This is a genomic window from Candidatus Electrothrix sp. (assembly GCF_052785085.1).
Genome location: NZ_JALAAI010000103.1, coordinates 1 through 14,025 on the forward strand (window position 1 = coordinate 1; position 14,025 = coordinate 14,025).

The following is a 14,025-nucleotide window of genomic DNA, read 5'->3' on the forward strand; positions in this document are numbered from 1 at the left end:
TGGTTCGGATACGGATGCTTTATTCTGGCAGTGGGTAACCACGTCCTTATCAGTCGTTTAATGCGCTCCCAGATCAAGTTGCGACCTTTCTGGCTCCGGCGTCTTAGCGCACGAAACCAGCTACGGGTCACTTCTGTTCGGAAGGTATCGACTGATTCTCTGTTGCCGGGCACGGCGTAGTAGTTCAGGTGACCAATGATTACTGAGCGCAGCCATCTCCCCTGGCAGGGCACTGGCGTATGCATGCGCTTCTTGATCTCCTTTCGTACTTCCTTTATCTTTGCCCGTAGACGCTTGGCGATGGTCTTACGCCGTACTATAAATCTGTTATTCTTCCTGGTTCTTGCACAGATATGCGTGAACCCCAGAAAGTCAAACGTTTCCGGCTTCCCATCTCCACGTTTAGCTCGGTTGATAGCTGCAAACCGACCAAATTCCAGGAGACGGGTCTTCTCATTGTGTATTTCCAAACCAAACTTTGCCAGTCGCTCCCGCAGTTCCTGCCGAAAACGAATTGCTTCATTCTGATATTGGAAACCTGTAATCCAATCGTCCGCATAACGGATGATGATCACATCACCATGAGCACCTTTGCGCCACTGGTTTACCCATAGGTCTAAGACATAATGAAGATAGATGTTCGCCAGCAAAGGAGAAATTACAGCCCCCTGCGGTGTACCCACCTCTGTCCTGGACCACTGCCCTTCCTCTGACACACCAGCTCTAAGCCATTTCCGTATCAGGTTAAGCATACCGGGATCGGCAACTCGATGTTCAATAAACTTCATCAGCCATCCATGTTCAATGGCATCAAAGAATCCGCTTATATCCGCATCAAGCACCCACCCAACCTTGCGCTGCATAATACCGACCCATACGGCGTCCAGTGCATTGTGCTGATGCCGCCCTGGCCGGAACCCATAGCTGAAACCAAGAAATGTCTCCTCGTAGATCTGATTGAGTACCTGCACGACTGCTTGCTGGACGACTTTATCCTCCAGAGTCGCTATACCGATGGGACGTTCCCGCCCGTCAGGTTTTGGTATCCAGATCCGCTTCGAAGGCATTGCCCGATAACGGCCACTTTGTACGCGGTTATGGAGATCAACCAAACTGATCTCCAGTTTCTCACCATACTCCTTCCACGTCACGTTATCGATCCCCGAAGCAGCATCACGTTTCAGTGATTTGTAGCTGTCCCGGAGAAGGTCAACCGTAATGTGGTGCATGAGACTGGTGAAACGCAGGTTTTTATCCTTTGCTGCTACACGTATCCTCTCAAGTCCACTCAATGTTTGCTCCTGTCTCTGTGTACAGGTCACAGGCGTACTCCTCAGAATTCCCCTTGGTCACCGCCCTTCCCTCCAGAACCTCCGTTGCTGCCTTGGGATAAAACAGCATTGTTCGGCTCCTTCTCAGGTACTATGTTGGTGTCTGACTTCTCAAAAACGTACACGTTGGCAGTATGGCCACAGGCCTTCTCCAACCGCTCCGGCTTCTGCACTGCCTGCCGGAGGTTTCTGAGATCTCCCGGTTCTCGAACATAGAGCGTCCACGCATGCACAGGTTCTCTGACTCCGCAGGGCCGGGGAGCAGCTAGCTGATTTACGCCGCCTCCCGTGTTGCCTTCCCAACCAGACCACGCGGTCGGCACCCTGATTGTGGTGATTTCGGAGCTCAATGGCTGGCCTACGCTTCCCCCTGTCAACGCTTCGCCGCATCCTCACGGAGTACCGACGCATGACTCGGGGTCATAATGGAGCAGCTTCTCCTTTTATGTAGGGATCTTTCATCCCCTACTCTATGCCGGTTTATCCCGGCGCTTTCGGTCTGTCCGTACAATTTACTACACCTTGCGTAAAAAAAACTTTACAAAAACTGCTCAATATAGTCTTGTACAGTATAAGGCAATGAAGGTAACTGACAGGCTATATGATGGGTCTTCGGGTATGGATCTGCGGGTATCTTTATTGCCTTACTTTTCAAAACACGATGTTTTTCTCAGCCGCCAATACGAGACATCCGTCCATGGCAGTTCTCACCTTGATTCTTGAGCCGTTCCTCCATCTCATGTCCCTTGGGCTTATCACGAACCGCAGCCAGCAAGGTCTGCTGGATATCCTGCTCACTGCAACCTTGCCGAAGAACAGAGCGAAGGTCAGTCTCCCGGTCATCAAGCAAACAGGAACGGAGCATCCCTTCAGAAGTCAGGCGCAGCCGGTTACATTGATCACAGAAACGATGGCTGATAGGGCTGATAAAACCGACTTTCCCTTGTGCATCCTTCCCTACCCTGAACATGGTGGCAGGCCCATCAGTTTTTTCACGGGACACGGGGATCAACTTCCCCTGTTTACTGATCCGTTCCATAATTTCATCTGAGGACATATAGGCTTGTTTATCCCAGCTTGATGAGGAGCCAATAGGCATAAATTCGATAAAACGGATCTCCATTGCTGTGTCCTGAGACATCCTGACAAAATCATCCAGTTCATCATCATTCACACCCCGCATAACAACGGTATTCAGCTTGATAGGAGAAAAACCAACAGCTTGAGCCTGCTCAACCCCCTGCCAAACCTGATCAAAACAGTCCACTCCGGTAATACGGGCAAAACGTTCAGGTTGCAGGGTATCCAGACTGATATTAATCTTTCTGATACCAGCAGCAGCCAAGGGCTTTGCAAACTTCTTCAGCAGGACACCATTAGTTGTTATTCTTATGTCGTTAAGGTTGTCAATTTTTACCAATTGTTCTATAAATGGCATGACGTTTCTACGGACAAGCGGTTCTCCCCCGGTGATGCGTAGTTTGGATATCCCCATTGAAACAGCCACCCGCACAACCCGTAGCAGTTCCTCATAACTCAGCAGATCATTATGAGCAAGACCTGAAAGAGATTGCATCCGATCCTCCTCCGGGACGCAGTAAAGGCATTTCAGATTACAGCGATCAGTCAACGACAGACGCAGATAGGAAACCGTTCTGGAGAACAGATCCTTTAATTTCGTATTGTCTGCTGAATCAATGCTGTAGAGGTTGTTTTTTTGTGCAGGCATGTTTTAATATTGACCTTATTGAAATTTGACGTATAAACTGCGAAAATACCCTATACTGTACACTATTACGAGCCGGACCGGAAAGGAACATCTTTTATTGTCCCTTCCCCACACACACAAAAAAAGGGGGAGAGATGGAAGTTTATATCTATGATCACACTTGCTATAGAAAGCTCCTGCGATGACACCGCAGCAGCTGTACTGGATCTGAACCTGAGTCACAGGCACCGGGTTTTATCCAATGTTGTCAGCAGCCAATTTGATATACATGCCCGGTTCGGGGGCATTGTCCCTGAATTGGCCTCCCGTTGCCATATAGAAGCCATTTGGCCTGTTGTCCATGAGGCCTTGGCTGATGCCGGTGTTTCTCTTCAGGATATTGACCTGATCACAGCAACACAGGGGCCTGGTTTAGTGGGATCACTCCTTGTTGGTTTTACCTTTGCCAAGGCAGTGGCCCTGGTCCGGCAGATTCCCTGCACCGGGGTAGATCATCTGGCCGGACACCTGTTGGCTATTTTATTGGAAAAAGAAGAACAACGGCCAGCATTTCCCTATACAGCCCTAGTGGTTTCCGGAGGTAACACCTCACTCTTTGCTGTGAACAACCCCACAGATTTTCGGCTTCTTGGGCGAACCAGGGATGATGCAGCAGGCGAGGCCTTTGACAAGGTGGCCAAACTGCTGAACCTGGGGTATCCTGGTGGCCCCACAGTCAGCAAGCTGGCCCAACAAGGCGATGCCAAGACGATCCATTTTCCCCGTTCCTGGCTGGGGGAAAAGAGCCTGGATTTCAGCTTCAGCGGCCTGAAAACTTCAGTGGCAAATTATGTTAACCAGTGTCAGCAAAAAAAAATCCCGCTGCCTATAGAGGATATCTGCGCCTCTTTTGAACAGGCTGTCATTGATGTGCTGGTGAAAAAAACCCTACTTGCTGCTGAGCAGGTGGGGCATCAACAGGTGGTTATTGGCGGCGGCGTAGCTGCCAACAGTAAACTCCGCAAACAGCTCAAAGGCAGTTGTGCTGAGGCGGGCCTGGGTTGCTTCACCCCATCTCCTGAGTACTGCACTGACAATGCTGCCATGATCGGCCTGGCTGGTTTTTTTCAGTTTACTGCCGGGTCCACAGTCGATCCAGATACTGATGCCTTTTCCCGTTCTCCCTTGAACTGATCATAATGCGTAGTATCTTTCGTCTGCCCAGATATTATTTCTTACAGATACAACGTCTGAAAGGCGATCCAGTCTATCTGGCCAAGGGGTTTTCCTTTGGAGTCTTTATGGGGATTCTGCCGCTGGTCCCGATCCAGACCATCCTGATCATTCCCTTGAGCATCACCTTACGAGTCAGTACCCTGGCTGCGGTTATTGCAGGTACAATAATCAGCAACCCGCTAACCTTTGGACCGCAGTATTTCATTACCTGGAAACTGGGAAATGCTGTGCTGCCTGGCAGGGTATCCTGGGAGCATCTTAAAGAGGTTTTGCTGGCTATACAACATGAAGGACTTCTGGATGGGCTTGCCTCGTTCAGCCATCTTGGAATTAAAACCATTACTGTTCTGCTCACAGGCGGCGTGTTGATCGGTATCCCGGCAGCTATTATCAGTTATTTTCTTGCCCTGAAATTCTTTCGTACACTTCGGACTCATCGCCTGCGGAAACAGAAACTCAATAATAAGAAAAAGGTTCCTCTCCTTGAGGCCATTAAGCCGAAGAAAATAAAAAAACATGATGTATCAGAAGAGTAAAACCCTGCTTAAAGAGCAAGGACTGGCAGCATCAAAAAAACTCGGGCAAAACTTTCTTGTTCACGAGCATACAGCGCAACGCATTGTGGATTTTGTAGAGCTGAGCAAAGAGGATACTGTCCTGGAGATTGGAGTGGGATTAGGAGCCTTAACCCGTCCTTTGGCTGAAGCTGCAGGCCAGGTACTGGGTTTGGAGGCAGACTCAGGAATTATCCGTCTCCATGAAGAACAAGGGGATCTTCCAGAGAATGTCCACCTGATGCACCAGGATGTTCTCAAGGCAGATTATGATGAGCTCGTACAGCTTTCTCAGGGCAAAAAACTCAAGATCATTGCCAACCTGCCCTACTCTATTTCCTCCCCTTTTCTTTTTCAGCTGATTGAACAGCACGAGCAGATAGACTTTGCTGTGATCATGCTCCAAAAGGAGGTTGCCCTGCGGCTACTTGCACAGCCTGGAACCAAAGAATACGGAGTACCCACAGTGATGCTGGGGACCGTTGCCACAGTAAAAATGCTCATGCATGTGGGCCCGGAAGAATTTCATCCCCGGCCCAAGGTGGATTCTGCGGTGATTCGCCTCTCCTTTGATCCCCTGCCAGAGCGGGCCGCAGCCTTGGGGAACTTTGACCGAAAGCTGCTCAAAACCATTGTCAGCAGCACCTTTGGGCAGCGTCGAAAAACCCTGCTCAATGGACTTGCTTCAGCAGGATTACTCAGTAAGGATGTCTTACGGGAATGTATCAATGAGGCCGAACTGCTTCCTTCTGTCCGGGCAGAACAGCTCACCTTGGAAACATTTGTTCGGCTTGCCCAGATTATAAAAACACGGCTGGCATAACGTTTATGCAGGGCAGACACTCAGAACTGCCCTGCAATTCATTCTTCCTGATTCCCTAACGGTGCCTTGGAGGCCGACGACGATTCCTGTCACAACGGCCAAGATACTTCACCGAAACACCTGCATGGGCAGCCATACAGGCATTGCCATAGGTTTTGCCATTACAACCGCAGACAGGATTATATTGTTGGGTACACATGTCCGGACGTGGCCGACAACGTCCCTGTGCATCCGGCATACTGCATTTGCCCATCTCAAAATTACAGAACTGCCCGGAAGGACACCCCCAGCCTGCTATACCGCCACAAACTCCAGGAGGCGGTTGAGGCGTAGGGCCTGGTGGCTGGGGACGACTGCCGGGATAATAACAGCCACTCAGGAGCAATACAACAGCACACATCATAACCCAAGAAAAAGACTTCATAAAAACCTCCCTGCAATAAGATTCAGCAAATCATTAAAGGCAGGCTCCCAAATGCATCAATGTACATCAAGAAACACTGCACTGCTCATTACTGGCAAGCTAGCAGGGCTTGGTTATCTTTTCAACAAGAAAAAACACTCCTCAGCCAATCCCCTTTCCCTCTCTTCAACTCATCCCTCCTGTTTTTCCAGCTCCAGAATATCCCCTGTCTCATACTCCAGTACAATTGGAGAACGCAAGATCCCACCTTTTCCCTGCACATTTGCGTTGATGTACCATGTTTCCCCGTGCTTCACAGCCCCGTGTCGATTATGGATATGGCCAAAGATATGATACCTGGGTTTACGGGCAAAAACAGCAGCAGCAAGGTCTGTACAACCATGAGAAACCGGGCCGTTACGATCAAAAATCCCGGACGGAGGAGTATGGGTCACCAGGATATCAATATCAAAGGGGATCATGTCCCATTTCTTCTTCAGCACCTGGCCTCGTGGCAGGGCAAAGGCATCGCAGGCATAATCATTAAAAAGTGGATTCCAGGGTGATCCGTAGATAATAATACCTTCAATAACTACGGCCTCATCCTGAAGATATATGGCCTCAGAGAGCAGCGATTTTGCCTTTTCCGGGTCATCGGTCAGTTTATGATCATGATTACCAGCAACCACGACTTTATACCTATGCTGGAGACTCCCCAGGAACTGATTAAAATCAGTAACCTCCTGATCAGTTCTGCAATGGGTCATATCTCCGGCAAAGATGAGAAGATCTGCATCAGGAACCTTTATTTCCCAATGCGACATATGGGTATCGCTAAAAATTGCTATCTTCATAAAAAAAAATGACCCCGTCCCAAACAGGCGGGGTTATCGTTGATTGTGGTTGTGGATGTGTAGGGGCAAGACCTCTGTGCCTGCCCTTTATTGTTTGGATGGCAGATCAGGGCGACATGGAATCAGTTTCAGAGAGAGCAGGCCCTGTTTTTTTCTCCCGAAATAAGCCAAAGATAAGGATAAAAAGACCAAGCACCGAAATAACCAGACTTCGCGCCAGATTAATCTTTGCATGATGACGGAAAATAAAAAAATCATCAGCCAGATTGGGGATAAGAGAACGAACTTCACGGAGCCTGCTTGCCCGCATTGATGCCTTATCAAACATGATTCCAGTCAGTTCAATTTCCTGAAGCAAGGTCTCTTTATGATGGACTACATGCTTCATCTGCTCTTCTTTGTTCATCTGATAAAACGCTGAAGCTATCCTGAGCAGCTCTGCATCACTGGTATCCAGAAGCAGCCGTATTTTCTTCTCCTGGCGAAATTCTGCGGATTCTATGGGCACATAGAGTTTCTCTATTTTTCCCTCCTTGCCTTGGGTGACCACCATTGCTTTGAGCATATTCAAGCGGGCATCAGTGAGCAGAACAGCACCAGGCCCCTTATCAGAATTGATAAACGCTCTGACAGTCATCCGTTCAGGGGTGGAATACTTCAGCGCACTGTAGGCATGGTACATTCCTCCGACAAGCAGCAGCAAGCCGCATATCATAATGATATTTCGCCACATGACATTTCCTCACACGAAAACGTGCTCTTATAAACTCAAAAAACTGCCAACAAACCATGAAAATCGGTTGGCCGACGCCAACAAATCCCTCCAGGATATTCTGGCATATTTTACAGCGTCAGGCAATTGCTTACCCAAAAATCATTGCTGAACAAAGCGTAGTAACACTTCTTAAGGTGTAAAAAACGGATTTCAGTAACTTTCAACGGCCTGACTCTTATGCTTGACCCGCTTCTGCATCAGGGACCGTTCATGGGCAGGCATGGGCTGGTCAATCCCTTTTTGATACTCCTCCATCTCGGCAACCTCCTGCTGCACCCGACGATTACTGCCTGCAAGACCTTTAATTTTATTTTTAACCTTATCGAGAATACTGTCTGCCCGCTTTTTCTCACCCCGATCAAAGGCCATGGCAGCTTCTTTACGGGCAAGACTTGCCTCAAACACAGCAGAGCGTTCAGCAATCTCCTTTTTTCTCTTTTCGTTCACCGCCTCACGGCTCTTTACATAGGCCAGCCCGATATGCTGCGACAAGGAACCTGTGCCCCCGTCACCAGGAGTGCTGTAGGAAACCTGCACCCTGGCCGCATTATTCAACGATCCAACACCACGTTGACGGGGCTGAAAACGAACCTGCATGCGTCGGCGTTCTCCGGCAGCCAGATCACCAAAGCGCACTGAAACCGTATTGCCCCTGACTTCATAGGTATTGGCAAAGACCTGCTCAATGCGAAGATGAGGATCCAAAGTGATGGTCACCTGAATATCTGCGGCCACCAGACGCTCAACCGAATTGAATTCCTTGGCCAGAATCTTTTGCATGCTTTCCGGGCGATCAATAAAATAATACATGCCCCGCCCGCTTTCTGAAATGGCTGCCATCAGATCCTCGTTAAAATCCAGGCCCACCCCAAAGCTGCTCAGAGAAATTCCAGCATCTGCCTCCTGGAGAACCATGCGGGAAAGCTCGGCTGAGGAGGTAATGCCCACATTGGCCTTACCATCAGAAAGCAGCAAGACCCGGCTAATGGTTCGCGGACTGGTAAACTCCCGAAGCTGATGATAGCCTTCAATCAATCCGGCACCAAGATTGGTGCCACCGTCAGCACGCAGGGACTGAATCAGCCAGCGTGCTTCCTGTTCCATCTTTACCAGACTTGAGGGCAAAACCACCCGAGCCTCATTACTGTAGGAGATAATGGACAACCGATCCTCGGGACGAAGTCGGTTCACCAGGGAAATGGCTGCCTGCTTGACGTAGGTCAGTTTATTCTCATCCCGCATAGAGCCTGAGACATCTATCACCAAAGCCAGGTTGAGAGGCAAACGCTTACGCAGAGTCATGGTTGTCGGGGCGGCTGTTACCAGTACCTCCAAATAATGGGGTGATGGTTGTTCCGTATAGATAGTGGGATTATCAAAAGTTGCCTGAAGCTGCACAGGACCAGCCACAGCGCTCCCAGCAAAGAGCAAACTCAAGGTGACCATCAAGAGTACTCTACGTACTTTAACTCTACAAAACAGATGACAACATCGGGGTACTTTCATGGGTATCCTCCTGAAGGGTTATAGGGGTTTATATTCTTGCTTGAAAAAGTGAGTACCAAAATCAGCACCAAATAACGCTCACAGAACGTTCAGACGAGGTTGTACAGGTCTCTTTGCCAAGCCGTTCCTCCCAGAGAACCGTTTTCTGTTCAGGGCGACGGTCAAAGATAACCAGATGGCAGGTATCCGGCCTGGTGCGATCCGCATAGCGTTCAATCTGTTCCAGGCCCTGGTTACGGGTGGCTTCTCTGCCCATGCGGGGATGGACCAGCTTGATTTCCACCAGGTTACTCCGCCCGCCAAAACAGATCAACAGGTCCATCCGCCCTCGCCCGGCAGCGTACTCCCGATCCACAGTACCGCCGCTGTTGATGATGCGCTGGAGAAAGGCCATGAGCAGGAGATGAGGAAATGCCTCGGTGTAATCAGCCTTTTCCTCCCATATTTCCGAATTCCAGGCCCAGAATTTCTGGAACTCCTCCATCAGGGCATCCATATCCAGGCTGCCGTCAGGACGCTGCCAAACAAACTCCGGGACTGGAATATTATCCTGATAGTTTTGCCCTAAATAACGGGCAATGACTTCACGATACACGGCATTGGCAATGACCAGCGAACCTTCCCAAGCAATCAGGCCCAGGTCAAGGCAGAACTCCACGTCCCGGTCAGAACGGCCCAGAGTGGGGTCGATCTCACCGGTGATCATTGGCTGAATAACCCGTCGTACTCGTTCTTCTTTGAGACGCTCGCCCAAAGAATCAATATGAGTGGCACGGGATGCGATAAGCTGATCCTTTGCCTGTTCCACATGTTCTGGCAGAACTGTTTCCCGGCTTTCCGTTGGGACGATGCGCAGGATACATTCCTTGATCAAAGCGTTAACCAGCCAGGGCTGGCCCGAAGAGCAGGCGTATATTCCCTCCAAAGCATCTTGAGAAAAATGCTGACCAGTATCCGCAGTATGCTGTCCGGTAAGGGTGGCGACATCTGAACGGGAAAAGTTCCCCAAAGTGACTGAGTCCTCTTTGATATTAAAGGGACTTCCCGGATTAAGCACCTGTCCGCCCTTGCTGATGACCAGGTAATCCCGCAGATCGCGCATGCCGACAAGGGCGATTGAGACAGGAAATACCCCTGCGCCACGCCTGCCAAAACCGCCCCATAGCTGACGAAGAAAGCTGACCATAGCTGGCCCTGTAACAATATCCACCTCATCAAACAGGACAATCAGCTTTTTCGGAGCTACTTTTTGGGCCCAGTCTACCAGGATTGCGGAGAGCATGTTCTCCGCTGGCACCTCCTGCGGATATTCCGGCACAGGGACATGAAAGCTTTCCGCATGCTCCCGAATAGCCGCAACCATTGCCGGCATAGCCCGCTCCACTTCGGTGACTTCCTGACAGATCTCAAGACTGACATAGCAGGCCACAGCCTCGGTCCCGGCGTTGATCTCATGCATCCAGGACTGAAGAAAGGTTGTCTTTCCGGTCTGGCGGGGCGCATGCAGGACCCAGTACAGTTCATCCCGAATGTAACGATCCAGACTGGCTCCGATGAGACGATCTTTAGGCGGCAACATGTAGTGGAGCCGGGGGAAACAGGGGCCGGTGGTATTGAAGTATTTTGGCATAATGGATGCTCAGGGGGTTATTGTGGTGAGTGTTTCATCTGCAAGCGCAGATGCAGCTTCTCCCGTTCGATTTCAGCACGTAGTTCTTCTTCTGTAGGGAGGTAGAGTTTGTATTTTGAGGTAAAGAGCTGCTCATTGCCCTTCAAAACAGAGTATCGGACAATATCCTGATCTGTTTCCGTACAAAGCACGATACCGAGGGTGGGGTTGTCGTCCTGATGTCGTTCCCGCTCATCAAACATACGCACATACATGTCCATCTGCCCGACATTCTGATGGGTTATGTGATGGGTCTTGAGGTCGATAAGGACAAAGCATTTCAGGATAAAATTATAAAAAACCAAATCAATATAATAATCACTTGTCTCAGTCCGAATTAATTTCTGGCGCTCGACAAAGGCGTATCCCTTGCCGAGTTCAAGCAGGAACTGCTGTAAATTATCAAGCAGGGCTTGTTCAAGCTGCTGTTCGGTATAGCCCCTGTTTGCTGGCAGATTGAGGAATTCAAGCACTGCGGGATTCTTGATGAACTCGAACTTATCTTGTTGCAGTGCTTTCGTTTTTTCAAGCATTTCCTGTCTGACCGGTTCCTGGTTCGGCGATTTCAGCAGGCGTTCGTAATACAGCGTGGAGATGTTGCGATCAAGGGTGCGGACGCTCCAGTTGTTTTTGGCAGTTTCTTTGATGTAATAGGCGCGGGCATCAGCGTTTGCTAGCCGCATGATCAGGCGGATATGCGACCAGCTGAGTCGGGTGAATAATGTATGCCATATCTCTTTTTCTGGGGAGATTGATACATTTTCAGATTGGCTACACAGTGTGTAGCCAATGATGTTTTCCAAAAAGGTGAGATAGAATTGTCTGAAATTTTTGATATTAGCAACAGAAAACCCCTTGCCAAACTCAGCCGTTAACTCTTTGGACAAAGTTTTCACGATCTGCCTACCATACTGCGCCCGCTCCTGCCCGTTTTGTTCTTCCTCGACAATTCGTTTACCGATCAGCCAATATGCCTGAACCATAGCCGTGTTGACGGCGGAATAGGCCTGATTTCTAGCCTGGGTAACGATTTTTCGTATATCCGAGAGCAGAGGAGATAAATTAGTTTCCGGTGTTTGTTCTATCAAGTTTTTTTTCGGCATAATTCTATTTCTTGCCAGGAATAAACCTGAAGTGTATATATAATGTATGGAACATGTAAATACAAAAGTAATGAGGTGACCTATGGAAAAAACCGCAACAATCCAGGCCCGGATTAACCCTGAAGTAAAACAGGAAGCTCAAAAGATACTGAATCAGCTTCATATGACGATGTCCGAAGCAATTGCTCTGTATCTCACGCAAATTACGCTTCATAAAGGAATTCCGTTTGAAATCAAAATCCCCAATGAGATAACAAAGAAAACACTCAGGGATTCCGAGGCCGGTAAGGATCTTCATCGGGCCGACAGTGTAGCCGAGCTTTTTGAGGAGTTGAATTGCTGACAATTTTCTATACAACCCGATTTAAGAAAGATTTCAAGCGAATCAAAAAGCAGCATAAAGATACGACCAAACTGCAGGTGGTCATTGAAACACTTGTCAATGAGCAACCGCTTGATTCACAATATAAGGATCATCAGCTCATCGGAAATTGGGTAAATCACCGGGAATGCCATATTGAACCTGACTGGCTGTTGATCTACAGGATATCCGAGAAAAATCTTTATCTTGAGCGAACAGGGTCTCACGTCGAGCTGTTTAAGAAATAAGCATTCCTCTTTCCCCACCAGTACATAAGGCGACCAATCTTGCACCGCTTTTCTATAGACAGATAATGGTAACGTTTCCGTTGGTTAGTTGCTTTGATCGGAAAACACATCATGCTTTTCTTCGGCCGTTTACCGAGCAGCCAATATGCCTGAACCATAGCCGTGTTGACGGCGGAATAGGCCCGGCTTCTGGCTTGATCAACAATTTCCCGTATATCCGAGAGCAGAGGGGATAAACTTATTCCCGGTGCCTGTTCTATTCCATTTTCTTTTGGCATAATCTACACGATGCTTTGGCTTATCTTTCTACCTTCCCACAAGTACGTAAAGTGCCCAATCTTTCACGGGTCTGCCGTTACAAAAAATCAGTCTTTCTTTTTAAATAACTCCAAGATACCAAGGAATTCTCCCGGTTCATGAACAGGCAAGGATGCCTTTGCAAAATCCTTGGTATTTCTCGTAACAATATGCTGTGCTCCCGCATGAACAGCCGCCTCATGGAGAACCGCATCTTCAAAATCTTTATCTTGAGAACGGCTCTCTGTCCAGCAGCAGATCCAGAATGACGTTGGTGTCAAAGAGGACTTTCATAAGTATTTCTCTTCCAGATATTTTTTATAATCATCCTGCTGTATATCGTTTCCCTTCAACACGCCTTTAAGAGAGGCGACAGTTGGGGGAAGTTGCGGCTCTTTTTCCGCATCGCTGTTTTTCAGCATTTGAAAGAAATCCGCCACAAGGCGGGACAGCGGCTTCCCGTTTTTCGCGGCATATTCCTTTGCCGAATCAATCAGGTGCTTTTCCATGTTCAAAGTCAGTTTCGCGTTCATCGTTTTCCTCCTGTGTTATTTGCCTACCAGCACATACGGTGCCCACTCCTGTACCGGCTTTTTATCGTGGATAAACTCCAACCGGGTTTGATGCAGAGCTTCCGCAGGACTGCGGGTCTTCTTCTTTGCTCCGTCAAACCATTTCTTTTCAGGATCATCTGGATAGAGCCAGTTCTCATAAAAGGTTTCCATGAAGTCCCGCGAAGATTTATCGCCCACCGGGGTGAGGGTCATGAGCACGTTTTTTTTCTGGGAGATCATCACCGGAATGATAAAAGCCGTGGGTAGAGATGTGGAGAATTCCCGGTGCCTGTTCTATTCCATTTTCTTTTGGCATAATCTATACATTTTGCAGGTAGGAAAGATGGATTGTTGTTTAGTAATCCGAATCACGGTATTATAATAGCCTCATGAAACAGCATGTACTTCATCGAACACTTGGAATAAGCATTATTCAATAAACTGCAATCTCTATATTTTTTTGCAAATAAACGAAAATGGAGTAACCTTATGCTCTTCACCGGAAAAAAGATACGTTCTACATTCAAAAATGTCAAAGAGACACTTTCTCCATCAGTTAAGGTAACCGAAAAGGAGCATGAAGAGCTAGTTAATTTTAGGATA

Annotated in this window: 18 protein-coding genes; 5 read left to right on the forward strand and 13 right to left on the reverse strand. The window is 48.5% G+C overall.

Annotation, left to right across the window (positions count from 1 at the left end):
* From ltrA to moaA, 3 genes are all read right to left on the reverse strand, one after another.
* Positions 1 to 1,292: group II intron reverse transcriptase/maturase (gene ltrA, locus L2082_RS14575; protein WP_446011899.1), on the reverse strand; the 1,292-nt coding region annotated here is incomplete at its 3' end.
* Positions 1,279 to 1,401, reverse strand: coding sequence for a hypothetical protein (locus L2082_RS14580; RefSeq protein ID WP_446009185.1), 123 nt, complete (start codon positions 1,399 to 1,401; stop codon positions 1,279 to 1,281). The genes L2082_RS14580 and ltrA, both read right to left, overlap by 14 nt.
* Before the next feature lie 600 nt (positions 1,402 to 2,001).
* Positions 2,002 to 3,060, reverse strand: a complete 1,059-nt coding sequence (gene moaA, locus L2082_RS14585; RefSeq protein ID WP_446009184.1) for a GTP 3',8-cyclase MoaA — start codon at positions 3,058 to 3,060, stop codon at positions 2,002 to 2,004.
* A gap of 150 nt (positions 3,061 to 3,210) precedes the next feature.
* Between moaA and tsaD the strand changes: the two genes are divergently transcribed.
* The 3 genes from tsaD to rsmA are packed head-to-tail and all read left to right on the forward strand — an operon-like array spanning position 3,211 to position 5,652.
* On the forward strand, positions 3,211 to 4,233 hold the full coding sequence (tsaD, locus tag L2082_RS14590; RefSeq protein WP_446009183.1) for a tRNA (adenosine(37)-N6)-threonylcarbamoyltransferase complex transferase subunit TsaD: 1,023 nt from the start codon (positions 3,211 to 3,213) through the stop codon (positions 4,231 to 4,233).
* 5 nt (positions 4,234 to 4,238) lie between these two features.
* Positions 4,239 to 4,811 carry a DUF2062 domain-containing protein gene (locus L2082_RS14595; protein WP_446009182.1) on the forward strand — a complete coding sequence of 191 codons (573 nt, stop codon included), beginning with the start codon at positions 4,239 to 4,241 and terminating at the stop codon, positions 4,809 to 4,811.
* Positions 4,792 to 5,652: a 16S rRNA (adenine(1518)-N(6)/adenine(1519)-N(6))-dimethyltransferase RsmA gene (gene rsmA / locus L2082_RS14600; RefSeq protein ID WP_446009181.1), complete on the forward strand. Its 861-nt coding sequence runs from the start codon at positions 4,792 to 4,794 to the stop codon at positions 5,650 to 5,652. Before L2082_RS14595 ends, rsmA begins: the two co-directional genes overlap by 20 nt.
* A 55-nt stretch (positions 5,653 to 5,707) precedes the next feature.
* Here the strand turns inward: rsmA and L2082_RS14605 are convergent, their stop codons facing one another.
* The 6 genes from L2082_RS14605 to L2082_RS14630 all read right to left on the reverse strand — a co-directional run bounded on the left by L2082_RS14605 (position 5,708) and on the right by L2082_RS14630 (position 11,962).
* Positions 5,708 to 6,076, reverse strand: a complete 369-nt coding sequence (locus L2082_RS14605; RefSeq protein WP_446009180.1) for a Kazal-type serine protease inhibitor domain-containing protein — start codon at positions 6,074 to 6,076, stop codon at positions 5,708 to 5,710.
* 170 nt (positions 6,077 to 6,246) lie between these two features.
* Entirely contained in the window at positions 6,247 to 6,909 is a 663-nt protein-coding gene (locus L2082_RS14610; protein ID WP_446009179.1) for a metallophosphoesterase family protein, read from the reverse strand.
* Positions 6,910 to 7,015: 106 nt separating this feature from the next.
* Complete coding sequence (locus tag L2082_RS14615) at positions 7,016 to 7,642, reverse strand: hypothetical protein (RefSeq protein ID WP_446009178.1); 627 nt, start codon at positions 7,640 to 7,642, stop codon at positions 7,016 to 7,018.
* Between the two features lie 192 nt (positions 7,643 to 7,834).
* Complete coding sequence (locus tag L2082_RS14620) at positions 7,835 to 9,130, reverse strand: vWA domain-containing protein (protein WP_446011900.1); 1,296 nt, start codon at positions 9,128 to 9,130, stop codon at positions 7,835 to 7,837.
* A gap of 121 nt (positions 9,131 to 9,251) precedes the next feature.
* Positions 9,252 to 10,820 (reverse strand): ATP-binding protein, encoded by a 1,569-nt coding sequence (locus tag L2082_RS14625; RefSeq protein WP_446009176.1) that lies wholly within the window; start codon positions 10,818 to 10,820, stop codon positions 9,252 to 9,254.
* A 17-nt stretch (positions 10,821 to 10,837) separates the two neighbouring features.
* A complete protein-coding gene (locus L2082_RS14630) occupies positions 10,838 to 11,962 on the reverse strand; it encodes a PDDEXK nuclease domain-containing protein (protein WP_446009175.1) in 1,125 nt (374 codons plus the stop codon).
* 82 nt (positions 11,963 to 12,044) lie between these two features.
* Between L2082_RS14630 and L2082_RS14635 the strand changes: the two genes are divergently transcribed.
* Together L2082_RS14635 and L2082_RS14640 are read left to right on the forward strand one after the other, a co-directional pair.
* Positions 12,045 to 12,305, forward strand: coding sequence for a type II toxin-antitoxin system RelB/DinJ family antitoxin (locus tag L2082_RS14635; protein ID WP_446009174.1), 261 nt, complete (start codon positions 12,045 to 12,047; stop codon positions 12,303 to 12,305).
* Positions 12,299 to 12,571 carry a type II toxin-antitoxin system YafQ family toxin gene (locus L2082_RS14640; protein WP_446009173.1) on the forward strand — a complete coding sequence of 91 codons (273 nt, stop codon included), beginning with the start codon at positions 12,299 to 12,301 and terminating at the stop codon, positions 12,569 to 12,571. The genes L2082_RS14635 and L2082_RS14640 overlap by 7 nt, the downstream gene beginning before the upstream one ends.
* On the opposite strand, the gene L2082_RS14645 is transcribed toward L2082_RS14640, so the two are convergent.
* From L2082_RS14645 to L2082_RS14660, 4 genes are all read right to left on the reverse strand, one after another.
* A complete protein-coding gene (locus tag L2082_RS14645; protein ID WP_446009172.1) occupies positions 12,547 to 12,849 on the reverse strand; it encodes a hypothetical protein in 303 nt (100 codons plus the stop codon). The genes L2082_RS14640 and L2082_RS14645 overlap by 25 nt on opposite strands.
* An 87-nt stretch (positions 12,850 to 12,936) precedes the next feature.
* Positions 12,937 to 13,149 (reverse strand): PIN domain-containing protein, encoded by a 213-nt coding sequence (locus L2082_RS14650; protein WP_446009171.1) that lies wholly within the window; start codon positions 13,147 to 13,149, stop codon positions 12,937 to 12,939.
* A gap of 9 nt (positions 13,150 to 13,158) precedes the next feature.
* Positions 13,159 to 13,401: a DUF6364 family protein gene (locus L2082_RS14655; protein ID WP_446009170.1), complete on the reverse strand. Its 243-nt coding sequence runs from the start codon at positions 13,399 to 13,401 to the stop codon at positions 13,159 to 13,161.
* A gap of 15 nt (positions 13,402 to 13,416) precedes the next feature.
* On the reverse strand, positions 13,417 to 13,662 hold the full coding sequence (locus L2082_RS14660) for a CHAT domain-containing protein (protein ID WP_446009169.1): 246 nt from the start codon (positions 13,660 to 13,662) through the stop codon (positions 13,417 to 13,419).
* Positions 13,663 to 14,025 lie beyond the last annotated feature (363 nt).

Coding starts and splice junctions, on each gene's coding strand:
- L2082_RS14645 (WP_446009172.1), bottom strand. CDS start 12,849: ATGCCAAAAGAAAATGGAATAGAACAGGCACCGGGAATAAGTTTATCC.
- L2082_RS14580 (WP_446009185.1), bottom strand. CDS start 1,401: ATGCTGTTTTATCCCAAGGCAGCAACGGAGGTTCTGGAGGGAAGGGCG.
- L2082_RS14660 (WP_446009169.1), bottom strand. CDS start 13,662: ATGATCTCCCAGAAAAAAAACGTGCTCATGACCCTCACCCCGGTGGGC.
- L2082_RS14655 (WP_446009170.1), bottom strand. CDS start 13,401: ATGAACGCGAAACTGACTTTGAACATGGAAAAGCACCTGATTGATTCG.
- rsmA (WP_446009181.1), top strand. CDS start 4,792: ATGATGTATCAGAAGAGTAAAACCCTGCTTAAAGAGCAAGGACTGGCA.
- L2082_RS14605 (WP_446009180.1), bottom strand. CDS start 6,076: ATGAAGTCTTTTTCTTGGGTTATGATGTGTGCTGTTGTATTGCTCCTG.
- L2082_RS14610 (WP_446009179.1), bottom strand. CDS start 6,909: ATGAAGATAGCAATTTTTAGCGATACCCATATGTCGCATTGGGAAATA.
- L2082_RS14625 (WP_446009176.1), bottom strand. CDS start 10,820: ATGCCAAAATACTTCAATACCACCGGCCCCTGTTTCCCCCGGCTCCAC.
- L2082_RS14630 (WP_446009175.1), bottom strand. CDS start 11,962: ATGCCGAAAAAAAACTTGATAGAACAAACACCGGAAACTAATTTATCT.
- L2082_RS14615 (WP_446009178.1), bottom strand. CDS start 7,642: ATGTGGCGAAATATCATTATGATATGCGGCTTGCTGCTGCTTGTCGGA.
- moaA (WP_446009184.1), bottom strand. CDS start 3,060: ATGCCTGCACAAAAAAACAACCTCTACAGCATTGATTCAGCAGACAAT.
- L2082_RS14620 (WP_446011900.1), bottom strand. CDS start 9,130: ATGGTCACCTTGAGTTTGCTCTTTGCTGGGAGCGCTGTGGCTGGTCCT.
- L2082_RS14635 (WP_446009174.1), top strand. CDS start 12,045: ATGGAAAAAACCGCAACAATCCAGGCCCGGATTAACCCTGAAGTAAAA.
- tsaD (WP_446009183.1), top strand. CDS start 3,211: ATGATCACACTTGCTATAGAAAGCTCCTGCGATGACACCGCAGCAGCT.
- L2082_RS14595 (WP_446009182.1), top strand. CDS start 4,239: ATGCGTAGTATCTTTCGTCTGCCCAGATATTATTTCTTACAGATACAA.